The organism is Minwuia sp. (assembly GCF_048263705.1).
GTDB lineage: Bacteria > Pseudomonadota > Alphaproteobacteria > Minwuiales > Minwuiaceae > Minwuia.
In genome coordinates this window covers 103,948-116,098 of record NZ_JBLXDV010000010.1, presented here as the reverse complement: position 1 = coordinate 116,098, position 12,151 = coordinate 103,948, and the positions used below count along the sequence as shown (strand labels likewise).

Annotated in this window: 10 protein-coding genes; all 10 read left to right on the top strand. The window is 65.1% G+C overall.

Annotated features, from left to right (window positions below; all coding sequences use genetic code 11):
• The first annotated feature begins 2 nt into the window (after positions 1-2).
• Positions 3-575 carry a DsbE family thiol:disulfide interchange protein gene (locus tag ACN0X7_RS14920; protein ID WP_417518644.1) on the top strand — a complete coding sequence of 191 codons (573 nt, stop codon included), beginning with the start codon at positions 3-5 and terminating at the stop codon, positions 573-575.
• Positions 575-1,063, top strand: coding sequence for a cytochrome c-type biogenesis protein CcmH (locus ACN0X7_RS14915; RefSeq protein WP_417518642.1), 489 nt, complete (start codon positions 575-577; stop codon positions 1,061-1,063). The genes ACN0X7_RS14920 and ACN0X7_RS14915 overlap by 1 nt, the downstream gene beginning before the upstream one ends.
• A gap of 6 nt (positions 1,064-1,069) precedes the next feature.
• Complete coding sequence (gene ccmI, locus ACN0X7_RS14910; RefSeq protein ID WP_417518640.1) at positions 1,070-2,578, top strand: c-type cytochrome biogenesis protein CcmI; 1,509 nt, start codon at positions 1,070-1,072, stop codon at positions 2,576-2,578.
• Between the two features lie 400 nt (positions 2,579-2,978).
• Positions 2,979-3,530 (top strand): NUDIX domain-containing protein, encoded by a 552-nt coding sequence (locus ACN0X7_RS14905; protein WP_417518638.1) that lies wholly within the window; start codon positions 2,979-2,981, stop codon positions 3,528-3,530.
• A 30-nt stretch (positions 3,531-3,560) separates the two neighbouring features.
• Positions 3,561-4,451, top strand: a complete 891-nt coding sequence (locus tag ACN0X7_RS14900) for a LysR family transcriptional regulator (RefSeq protein WP_417518636.1) — start codon at positions 3,561-3,563, stop codon at positions 4,449-4,451.
• Positions 4,452-4,530: 79 nt separating this feature from the next.
• The gene (locus tag ACN0X7_RS14895) at positions 4,531-5,340 is read left to right on the top strand and encodes a putative hydro-lyase (protein ID WP_417518634.1); all 810 of its coding nucleotides are present in this window, start codon (positions 4,531-4,533) and stop codon (positions 5,338-5,340) included.
• 70 nt (positions 5,341-5,410) lie between these two features.
• Complete coding sequence (locus ACN0X7_RS14890) at positions 5,411-6,448, top strand: TRAP transporter substrate-binding protein (protein WP_417518632.1); 1,038 nt, start codon at positions 5,411-5,413, stop codon at positions 6,446-6,448.
• 199 nt (positions 6,449-6,647) lie between these two features.
• Positions 6,648-7,208 (top strand): TRAP transporter small permease subunit, encoded by a 561-nt coding sequence (locus ACN0X7_RS14885; protein WP_417518630.1) that lies wholly within the window; start codon positions 6,648-6,650, stop codon positions 7,206-7,208.
• Complete coding sequence (locus tag ACN0X7_RS14880; protein WP_417518628.1) at positions 7,208-8,491, top strand: TRAP transporter large permease; 1,284 nt, start codon at positions 7,208-7,210, stop codon at positions 8,489-8,491. Before ACN0X7_RS14885 ends, ACN0X7_RS14880 begins: the two co-directional genes overlap by 1 nt.
• Positions 8,492-8,519: 28 nt before the next feature.
• The gene (locus ACN0X7_RS14875) at positions 8,520-12,137 is read left to right on the top strand and encodes a hydantoinase B/oxoprolinase family protein (protein WP_417518626.1); all 3,618 of its coding nucleotides are present in this window, start codon (positions 8,520-8,522) and stop codon (positions 12,135-12,137) included.
• Positions 12,138-12,151 lie beyond the last annotated feature (14 nt).

The window sequence follows — 12,151 nt, the reverse complement described above, 5'->3', positions numbered from 1 at the left end:
CCATGACCGAGGTAACCGAACCCCAGGAACGCTCGGGCGGCTTGCGCTGGCTGTGGGCCGTGGTGCCCATCGGCGTCTTCGCCGTCATCGGCGCTTTCCTGTATCAGGGGCTGTCGCTGGATCCGGGTGCCATTCCGTCCGTGCTGATCAACAAGCCCGCGCCGGAGTTCGAACTGCCGCCCCTGCCCGGCAAGGACAATGGCATGGCGCGCAGCGACCTGACCGGCGGCGAACCCGTGCTGGTCAATGTCTTCGCCAGCTGGTGCGTGGCCTGCCGGGTCGAGCATCCGATCCTGATGGACATGCAGAAGAACGATGTCGTGCCCATCTACGGTCTGAACTACAAGGATGCACCGGCCGACGCGGTCGGCTGGCTGAACCGGTTCGGCGACCCCTATGACCGTATCGGATCGGATCAGAACGGGCGTGTGGGCATCGACTTCGGTGTCTACGGCGTGCCCGAGACCTTCGTCGTCGATGGCGACGGCACCATCGTGCACAAGATCATCGGCCCGATCACGCCGCAGATCCTGAACGAGCAGCTGCTGCCGATGCTGGCGGAGCTGCGCAAGTGATGCGCCGGTTATCACCCGCTCTCGCGGCGCTGGCGATCCTGGTCCTGACGCTGCTTCCGGCGCATGCGATCTTCATGGAAAAGCCCCTGGAGAACCCCGCCCAGGAGGCCCGCGCGCAGGAGCTGATGAAGGAACTGCGCTGTCTGGTCTGTCAGAACCAGGCCATCAGCGAGAGCCACGCGCCGCTTGCCCGCGACCTGCGGATCGTCCTGCGGGAGCGGATCGCCGCCGGGGACAGCGACGCGGAAGCCCTCGACTACATGGTGCAGCGCTTCGGCGACTGGGTTCTGCTGAACCCGCCGTTCAACGTGAAGACCGTGATTCTCTGGTTCGGCGGGCCGTTCATCTTTCTGGTGGGGCTGGGATTGGTGATCATGTTCCTGCGGCGGCAACGCCGTTCCGCGCCGTCGGCGAACACCGGCGTGTCCGCGCCCCTCGACCCCGCCGAGCGCGTCGAACTGCAGCGCGCCCTCTCCGACAAGGGATAGACCAGCTTGCTTTTGTGGATACTGATTGCCGTCATCACGGTCGCCGTGGCGCTGTTCGTGCTGAAACCGCTCGCCGCCTCCAGTCTGGGTGCCGCACGCCGCGGCGACTATGACCTGCAGGTCTACGAGAGCCAGATCGAGGAGCTTGAGGCCGAAGCGGCGCGGGGCGTGATCTCCCAGGAGGAAGCCCGCGGTGCGCGGAACGAGATCGAGCGGCGGATGCTGCAGGCCGTCCGCGACAGCGAGCCCGACATCGACAACCGGGGACGGAATTCGGCTCTGGCCGGAATCGTGATTGCAATCGCATTGCCGGTCTCGGCCGGCCTGATCTATCTGGAACTGGGGCGCCCGGATCTGCCCGCGCAGCCTCTGGCCGAGCGGACAGACGTTCCCTCCGCTGCAGGCCGTCTGGCCGGTGGCGGCGCGGTCTCCCCGGATGAGGTGAACGCCACGCGCGAGGGTCTGGCCTCGGTCGGCAACATGGTGGCCAGCCTGGAAGAGCGGCTGGCGGCGGAACCCGACGATTTCGACGGCTGGATGCTGCTGGGCCGCTCGTATGGTGTGATGGACCGCTACGGCGATGCGGCGGAGGCCTATTCGAAGGCCGCCGCCCTGCCGGAGGGCCAGAACGATCCGTCCCCGCACATGCAGAAGGGCGAGGCGCTGATCTTCGCGAGCGGTGGCGTGGTGACCGAACCGGCCGTCGCCGCCTTCGAGCGCACGCTTGAAATCGACCCGGGTCATCCCGGTGCCCGGTACTATATCGCGCTGGCCCGGGGACAGGCCGGCGACCTCAAGGGTGCCTATGACGGCTGGCTCGCGCTGGCCCGTGAATCACCGGCAGACGCGCCCTGGCAACCCGCCCTGCGGCAGCGGCTGGAGGAAGTCTCCCGCGATCTGGGCATAGACATGCCCGACGATCTGCCGACGGCTTCGACCGCACCGCCGCTGCCGGACCTGCCACCGCTGCCGCAGTCCCCGCAGGCGGCGCAATCGCCGGAAGCCGCAGCGGATGCACCCGGCCCGACCGCCGAACAGGTGCAGGCGGCACAGGAGATGACCGCAGACGACCGGCAGGCCATGATTCGCGGCATGGTCGAACGGCTGGCAGACCGCCTGGCGGAAGAACCGGACGATTTCGATGGCTGGATGCGTCTGGGCCGGGCCTACGGGGTGCTCGGCAACCAGCAGGGATCGCTGGATGCCTATCGCAACGCGGTGCGCCTGCGCCCGAACGATATCCCGACCCGGATCACCTATGGCGGCGCGCTGATCGATGCGACGGGCGACGGTACGGTCACGCCCGAGGCCGCGGCACAGTTCGAAGCCATCGCGGCGATCGATGCCGACAATCCGGACGCCCTGTTCGTGCTGGGGCAGGCGGATGCGCAGGCGGGACGGGATCAGGCGGCGCTGACGAAGTGGCGCAAGCTTCTGGGTCTGCTGCAGCCCGGCACGCCCGCCTACCAGAATGTCGCCGCGCAGATCCAGCGTCTGGAAAACCGCAGCCGGTAGGCCCGCATAAAAAACGGAGATGCTTCCGGCTGGAAACATCTCCGCTGCAAGTGTCGGCCGGGCACAGCCCGACCGATGAAGGGAATGCTGCGACGCATGAATCTACAAAGACGCAAGGCGTCACACGGCATGGATAGCAGCAATGTACGTGCCATTGATGCGAAGCCGGTCACGGAACCCGGTATCCGGCGGAATGCCTGCCGTTCGTCATGGCCGCCCGTGAATGCGCGCCGCGCGACCTGTGCCATATTCGGTCGATTGGACAGACCGGACCGTTCCAATTAGCATCGGTGCCGGATAATCTGTATCGAAACGGAACGTCGGTTAACGTCTTGATTTTCGATACGGAATTGAAAGATTCAGCCTCGACGGCACGCAACAGCAGGAACATGTCCAGCCCATGACCGACCATCTTCCCGGCGCCCGGAACTTCAGTACGCGTATCCCCGAAGGCGACAACCGCGAACGCATGGTATGCGGCGAGTGCGGCTGGGTGAACTATGTCAATCCGAAGATCGTTGTCGGGGCCGTATGTCGTCTGGACCAGAAGATCCTTCTGTGCCGCCGGGCCATCGAACCGCGCAAGGGATACTGGACCATTCCCGCCGGCTTCATGGAGGAACGCGAAAGTTCGTCCGAGGGCGCGGCGCGCGAAGCCATGGAAGAAGCCAACGCGCGGCTCGACATGGGTCCGTTGCTGGCGGTCTACAACATTCCGCGCATTTCGCAGGTCCAGTTGATCTACAAGGCGACCCTCGTCTCGCCGGACGTCAGTGCGGGGGACGAATCGCTGGAAGTCGCCTTCTTCGATTACGATGACATCCCGTGGGACGAACTGGCTTTTCCATCGGTGACCTGGGCCCTGCGGCAGGCACGCGAGGTCTGGGAAACCGACAGTTTCGCCACCTTCGGCAATCCGCCGGGCGAGACCGGCCGGATGACTCCGGGCTGATCGTGGATCGCCCCGGCACCCGGCCCTGACATGCGGTTCACGCTGGATCAGATGCGGGCCTTCCTGACGGTCGCCAACACGGGCGGCGTCCGCCGGGCATCGGAGGTCCTGCACCTGACGCAGCCCGCCATCACCAGCCGCATCAAGAATCTGGAGGCCGCGCTGGGGGCGGAACTGTTCGACCGGAAAGCCGGCATGGCACTGACCAAGAGCGGGGCCGGGCTGGTCAAATACGCCGAACAGTATCTGAAGCTGAGCGACCTGATCCTGCGCGACGTGGCGGTGGCCGACGGGGTCGAGATGGTGCTGCGCATCGGCGTGTCGGAAACGATCGTCCAGTCGTGGCTGCCGGAGTTCATCACCCGCCTGCGCCAGGCCTTTCCGCACCTGGAGATCGAGATCGGCGTCGACATCTCGGTCAACCTGCGCGAAAGCCTGCTGAACAATGCGATCGATTTCGCGATCCTGATGGGCCCGGTGTCCGACTATCGCGTCGACAATGTGATCCTGCCGGACTTCAGGCTTGCCTGGTATTGCGCCGCCGACCAGATCCTGCCCGACGATCCCGTCGAGGTGTTCCGGACCACACCGGTCATCACCTTCGCCAAGAACACCCGTCCCCACCGCCTGATCAGAACCGAACTTCTGGAACGCTATGGCGCGGGCATTGTCATGTTCCCCTCGTCGTCGCTGTCGGCCTGTTTCCGGCTGATCGCCTCCGGCCTCGGACTGGGTGCGCTGCCCACCGCGCTGGCGCAGCACTACCTGCAGTCGGGCGAGATCAGGCCATACGATCCGGGATGGCAGCCCGCGGCCCTGGGGTTCTCGGCATCGTTCCTGTGCGAGCCCGAAGGTGCCATCGGTGCCCGCGCAGCGCAGATCGCGCGTGACGTGGCCGTCGCATATGATCGAAACAGGTGATCATAAACGATCCATTTTTATAAATTGAGTTGATGGGTGCGATTCGCATAGCGTTGCTGCAGGACGTTTGAGGGATGAGATGGTGCCGGAAGAAAACCTGTTCGAGATCCTGCGGGAAAAACCCGTGGCCGACGTCCGGGACGCTATCCGGTCCGGTCGCTACACGGGCCATACGGCAGGTCTGGCACGCGGAAAGCTGCAGGCCAACCTGGCCATCCTGCCCGCCGGGTTCGCGTCGGATTTCGCCGAGTTCTGCCGTTCCAACCCCAAACCCTGCCCGCTGGTCGGCATGACCGATCCGGGCGATCCGGCCTGGACCGCGCTGGGCGACATCGATATCCGCACCGACGTGCCGATGTTCTACCTGTACGAACATGGCGAACACACCGCCACGATGCCGGACCTGTCGGACCGGTGGCGCGATGATCTGGTTGCGTTTGCGCTCGGATGCTCGTTCACTTTCGAGAACGCGTTGAGCGAGGCAGGAATCCCCATGCACCATATCGAGGCCGACCGCATCGTCCCGATGTACCGCACCAGCATCGAGACCGCGAAAGCCGGTCCGTTCGGTGGCGGCACGGTGGTCTCGATGCGCTACATCGCAAAGGATCAGGTCGATCTGGCCGTCGAGATCTCGTCGGCCTTCCCGTGGGCGCACGGCGGCCCGATCCACATCGGCGACCCGGCGAAGATCGGCATCCGCGACATCAGCCGGCCCGACTGGGGCGACGCGCCGTGCGGGCCCGAGGGCGTCCCGGTCTTCTGGGCCTGCGGGGTCACGCCACAGAACGCGCTGGCCCGGGCCCGTCCGCCCTTGTGCATCACCCACATGCCCGGGTGTATGCTGATCACCGACATAGGCGAACGCGAGAACGCCTTCATCAACTGAGAACCGGATCAACCGGCCAACAGGACTGAACCACCAACCGATCTTGAATCCACAACAGGGAGACAGAAACATGAAAAAGATCATTACCCTGGCCGCCGCGCTGGGCATCAGCGCGACAGCCGCCATGGCCGATGACGTCACCGTCATCAAGGGCGTGGGCACCTGGGGCAACCTGACCAATTACCAGAAACACGAAGGCCCCTTCTGGAACAGCCACATCGCCGAAGCCTCGGGCGGCAAGATCATCGGCGAGATCAAGCCGCAGACCGAACTGGGTCTGAAGGGCTTCGAGATCATGCGTCTGGTCAAGAACGGCGTGTTCGATTTCGCCTTCGGCCTGCCGGGCTACGTCGCCGCCGAGAACGCCATCTTCGAAGGGGCCGACCTGTCGTCGGTCACCCAGGACATCGAAACCCAGCGCAAGGTGTCGGAAGCCTATTTCCCGACCCTGGAGAAGGCCTTCGCCGAGACCTATAACGCCAAGCTGCTGATGCTCTACCCGTTCCCCAGCCAGATGCTGTGGTGCAACGCCGAGGTGAACGGCATCGAAGACCTGAACGGCAAGAAAATCCGCGTCTATTCCACGACGCTGGGTGATTTCGTCGAAGGTGTTGGCGGCACGTCCGTGACCGTACCGTTCGCCGAAGTGATCCCCGCGCTGGAGAAGGGCGTCGTCGATTGCGCCATCACCGGCACCATGCCGGCCTACAGCGCCAAATGGTACCAGGTCGCCACCCACGCCTACACGATGCGCGTTGGCTGGGGCCTCGCCTTCGGTGCAATGAACATGGACAAGTGGAACTCCATGGGTGCCGAGAAGCAGACCATGCTTCAGAAGGAACTGGCCATGCTGACCGATCAGATGTGGGAAGAAACGGCGAACGAGGATTCGATCGCCGTGGGCTGCATCACCGGCGGCGAATGCCCGATCGGCGAGCCGGGTGCGATGAAGCTGGTGAAGCCGTCCAAGGAAGATCTGGCCGCGCGTGACAAGATCGCCAACGAGGTCGTGCTGGCCCGCTGGGCCGAGCGGTGCGGTGCCGAGTGTGCCGCTAACTGGAACGCGACCGTTGGCCCGATCCTGGGCCTGAAGGCGGAAGCGAAATAGGCTGAGATGACGGTCCGGCTGCACCCCCGACACGGGTGCAGCCGGATGCTCTTTCACGCCGACGCTGGCAAGAGCCGTCAAGCCCGCCCTTGCGCGGGCATCTGGTCGAACGATCATACTTGCGGCAAGGCCGCTCCGGATTCCCGCACAGGGCGGGGATGACGCCCGGAGTGTGATCCACCTCTTCAGGAACGCACCGATGCTGCCATTTATCGCCAAGGCCCATCATTTCTCCCGCCTGCTCGCCTGGCTTGGCGGCACCCTGATCCTGGGTTCCGCGCTGCTGGTCACGCTCGAGGTCGTCCTGCGCAAGTTCTTCGGTCTCAGCATGGCGGGTGCGGATGAGATTTCCGGCTACGCCTTCGGTGTCGCCACCAGTCTGGGATTTGCATTTGCCCTTTTCGAACGCGCCCACATTCGCGTCGATGCGCTGTTCCTGATCCTGCCGCGCTGGCTGCGCGTCATTCTGAACCTGTTCGGCCTGCTTCTGCTGATCGGTTTTGCCGCGATCGTCACCTGGATGGCCTGGCAGCTTGTCGGCGACACGCTGAAACACGGATCGCATTCGATCACACCCATGCGCACACCGCTCGCCCTGCCCCAGATCCCGTGGCTGGCGGGGTGGGTCATCTTCGTCGCCTCCGGCGTACTGCTCTTCTTCGGCGCCTTGTTCAGCACATTGACCGGCGACAGCGCCTCGGCGGACCGCCTGATCGGGGTGAAGACCCTGGACGAACAGATTGAGGATGAGACCACCTGATGCTGACCAAAACCCTCCTCATCCTGCTCGGCCTGATCGCTCTGGCCGTCCCCGTCGCCGCCGCCCTCGGCTGGCTCGGCCTGACCATCCAGTACATGGACAGCCCGATGCCGCTGCACCGGGCGCTGGGCGACATGGTCTGGCAGACCGGCACCGATTTCCTGCTGGTCGCGATCCCGATGTTCATCCTGCTGGGCGAGATCCTGCTGCGGTCGGGTATCGCGGGCCGCATGTATGACGGCATCATGAAGTGGCTGGGCTGGCTGCCGGGCGGCCTGATGCATGCTAATACCGGGTCTTGCGCCCTTTTCGCCGCGACCTCCGGGTCATCGGTCGCGACCGCCGCCACCATCGGCACCGTCGCCATCCCGCAGATCGAGAAGCGCGGCTACAACGAGCCGCTGTTCCTGGGCACCATCGCCGCCGGCGGCACGCTGGGAATCCTGATCCCGCCGTCGATCAACCTGATCCTCTACGGCCTGCTGACCGACACTTCGGTCCCTGAGCTCTATCTGGCCGGATTTCTGCCGGGCTTCCTGCTGGCAGCGCTGTTCATGCTCACCGTGATCGTGCTGTGCGTCATCAAGCCGAAGTGGGGCGGCACCAGGATCGAGGTCACATGGCGCGAGCGCATTGCCGCGCTGCCGTCGCTGCTGCCGCCGATCGGAATCTTCGTGGTCGTCGTCGGCTCGATCTACGCCGGTGTCGCGACACCCACCGAAGCCGCCGCGCTGGGCGTGGTCGCGGCGCTGATCCTGGCCGCCGCCAATCGCACGCTGACCCTGGCCATGCTCAGGGGGGCCGTCGAGGGCACCATGCGCACCACCTCGATGATCATGCTGATCATTCTGGCCGCCGTGTTCCTGAATTTCGTGCTGTCCATCGTCGGGCTGACGCAGGCGCTTGCGGATTTCGTCACCGGTCTCGGGCTGACGCCGATGCAGACGATGCTGCTGCTGATCGCCGTGCTGGTCGTGATCGGCTGTTTCATGGAAACGCTGTCGATGCTGCTGACCACCGCGCCCCTGATCACCCCGATTGTGGTCGCGCTGGGCTTTGATCCGGTCTGGTTTGGCATTCTTCTGATGGTGATCCTGGAGACCGCGCTGATCACGCCACCCATCGGGATCAACCTGTACGTCGTGCAGGGCGTGCGCGAGCGGGGCAACCTGACCGACGTCATGAAGGGTGCCTTCCCGTTCGTCGTGACCATGTTCGGCATGATCGCGCTGCTGCTGATCTTCCCGGAGATCGCACTCTGGCTGCCCGAAATCTTCTACTGAACCGTTCTTCTGCGAAAGACCCGAGATCATGGCCTATTCCGCGTCCCAAAAAACCTCCGGCTGGCAGTTCTGGGTCGACCGGGGCGGCACCTTCACCGATCTGGTCGGGCGCAGGCCGGACGGATCGCTGGTGACCCACAAGCTGCTGTCGGAGAACCCGGAGCAGTATCGCGATGCCGCCGTGCAGGGCGTGCGCGATCTGCTGGGCGTGAAGAAGGGTGAGCCGATTCCGGCCAACACCGTCGACGCGGTGAAGATGGGCACGACGGTCGCCACCAATGCCCTGCTGGAACGCAAGGGTGACCGGACGCTTCTGCTGATCACGAAGGGCCTGGGCGATCTGCTGCGCATCGGCCATCAGGCGCGCCCGACCCTGTTCGACCTGCATATCGTGCTGCCGGAACTGCTGTACGAACGCGCGGTGGAGATCACGGAGCGGCTGGATGCCGAGGGCGGGATCGTCACGCCGCTGGACGAGGACGGTGCGCGCGCCGCGCTGCAGGCCGCGAAGGCGGACGGCATCGATTCCGTCGCCATCGCCTTCATGCACGGCTATCTGAACCCGGATCATGAATCCCGCGTCGCCGCCATCGCGGCGGAAGAAGGCTTCGGCCAGATCTCGGTCTCGCATCAGGTCTCGCCCCTGATGAAGCTGGTCAGCCGCGGCGATACGACGGTCGTCGATGCCTACCTCAGTCCGATCCTGCGGCGCTACGTGAATCAGGTCTCCGACGAACTGGGGGGTCACAACAGCACGCGGCTGATGTTCATGCAGTCGAACGGCGGCCTGACCGATGCGCGCCTGTTCCAGGGCAAGGACGCGATCCTGTCCGGGCCCGCCGGTGGTGTGGTCGGCATGGTCAAGACTGCCAGGCTGGCCGGGCACGAGAAACTGATCGGCTTCGACATGGGCGGCACATCGACCGACGTGTGTCACTATGCAGGCACCTACGAACGGTCGTTCGAGACGGAAGTCGCGGGCGTGCGGATGCGCGCGCCGATGATGAACATTCACACGGTGGCGGCGGGCGGCGGTTCGATCCTGACCTTCCGCGACGGGCGCTTTCAGGTCGGCCCCGACAGCGCAGGCGCCGATCCGGGTCCCGCCTGTTACCGCCGGGGCGGTCCGCTGACGGTCACCGACTGCAATGTCATGCTGGGCAAGCTGCAGCCCGACCATTTCCCCGCCGTGTTCGGCCCGAACGCGGACGAGAAACTGGACGCCGACGTCGTGCGCCGCAAGTTCGAGGCCCTGGCCGCCGAAATCGCCGAGGCGACCGGCGAGCCGCCGCGCACCCCGCAGAGCATCGCCGAGGGCTTCCTGCGCATCGCCGTCGAGAACATGGCGAACGCGATCAAGAAGATCAGCGTCCAGCGCGGCTATGACGTCACGAAGTACACGCTGCAGTGCTTCGGCGGGGCCGGAGGACAGCATGCCTGCATGGTGGCGGATGCACTGGGCATGGAGACCGTGTTCGTCCATCCGCTGGCCGGTGTGCTGAGCGCCTACGGCATGGGTCTGGCCGAGATCCGCGCCCTGAGAGAACAGCAGTTCGAACGCCCCCTGAGCGACCTTGCGGAAGCGTCCGGCGCACTCGACGCCATGGCAGCACAGGCGACCGAGGAAGTCATTTCACAGGGTGTCGAGCCGTCGCATGTCTCTGACGTCCGCCGCGCGCATCTGCGCTATGCCGGGTCGCATCAGGCGCTGGAAGTCGATTTCGGCACGGAAGACGAACTGCGCGCCCGCTTCGACGAGGCCCATCGCGCACGTTATGGCTTCGCCGCCGACGAACGGGAACTGATCTTCGAGGCGCTTTCCGTCGAAGCCATCGGCGGCGCGGCCGACATCGCCGATCAGGAACACCCCGCCGCGTCCGGTGCGCCCGAACCGCTGGCCGAGGTCAGCGCAACCTTCGGCAATGCCCGCCAGGTGCCGCTGTACGACCGCGAGGCCATACAGGCCGGACAGCGTATCGAAGGCCCCGCGATCATTCGCGAACCCACCGGCACCAACGTCATCGAGACCGGGTGGCGCGCGGAGATGAACGCCTGGGGCCATCTGATCCTGACCCGCGTCGTGCCGCTGGAGCGCGAGGTTGCCGTCGGCACGCAGGTCGATCCGGTGATGCTGGAAGTCTTCAACAACCTGTTCATGTCCATCGCCGAGCAGATGGGGGCGACGCTGGCCAATACGGCCTATTCGGTGAACATCAAGGAGCGCTACGATTTCTCCTGCGCGCTGTTCGACCCCGAAGGCGGACTGGTTGCCAACGCGCCGCACGTGCCGGTGCATCTGGGGTCGATGTCGGAGTCCATCCGCACCGTGATCCGGCTGAACCCCGGCGTGAAGCCGGGCGACGTGTTCACCCTGAACGACCCCTACAACGGCGGCACGCACCTGCCCGACGTCACGGTGATCACACCGGTCTTCGGGGAAGACGGCACGGCGCTTTTCTATGTCGCCTCGCGCGGCCATCACGCCGATATCGGCGGCAAGACACCCGGTTCCGCCCCGCCGGATTCGGTCCGGATCGAGGAAGAGGGCGTCCTGATAGACAATTTCAGGATGGTCGCGGGTGGCACCTTCCAGGAGGCCGAGACCCGCGCCCTGCTGGCCTCGGGTCCGTATCCCTGCCGCAACATCGACAGCAACATCGCGGATCTGAAGGCGCAGGTCGCCGCCAACGAGACGGGCGTGCGCGAAATCCAGAAGATGATCCACCAGTTCGGACTGGATACCGTCCACGCCTACATGCACCACGTGCAGGACAACGCCGCCGAAAGCGTCCGCCGCGTGCTGGATGCGCTCTCCGACGGGGCCTACGACTATGAACTGGACAACGGCAAGTTCATCCGCGTGGCCGTGACAGTCGATCATGAGAAGCGTGAGGCCACCATCGATTTCAGCGGCACGGCGGAGAAGGATCCGTTCAACTACAATGCGCCGCTGGCCGTCTGCAAGGCGGTGGTCCTGTATGTCTTCCGCTCGCTGGTCGGCGCGCCGATCCCCATGAACGAAGGCTGTTTCCGCCCCCTGAAGATCATCACGCCCGAGGGCAGCATGATGCACGCGGCGTACCCTTCAGCGGTCATCGCCGGGAACACCGAGGTCAGCCAGATGGCCTGTAACGCGCTGATGGGCGCGCTGGGCGCGATGGCCGGCAGCCAGGCGACGATGAACAATTTCGTCTGGGGCAACGAGCGGATCCAGAATTACGAGACCATCTGCGGCGGCTCGGGCGCGGGCCCGGACTTCGACGGCTGTTCGGCGATCCAGACCCACATGACCAACACGCGCGGCACCGACCCGGAAGTGCTGGAGTTCCGGTTCCCCGTACGGCTTGAGGATTATGCCATCCGTCATGGCTCGGGCGGCAGGGGCCGGCATTCCGGCGGCGACGGCATCGTGCGGCGCATGCGCTTTCTGGAACAGATGACGGTCACCACGCTCTGTTCGCACCGCCGCGTCCCGCCCTTCGGCGTCGACGGCGGCGCCCCGGGCGAGGTCGGCGCGGAATGGATCGAACGGGCATCCGGCGAGAAGGTCGCCCACGCGGGCAACGATCAGAACGAGGTCTATCCCGGCGATGTCTTCGTCATGCAGACCCCATCGGGCGGGGGCTACGGACCGGCGGAAACGTGAGGCCATGACCGGGG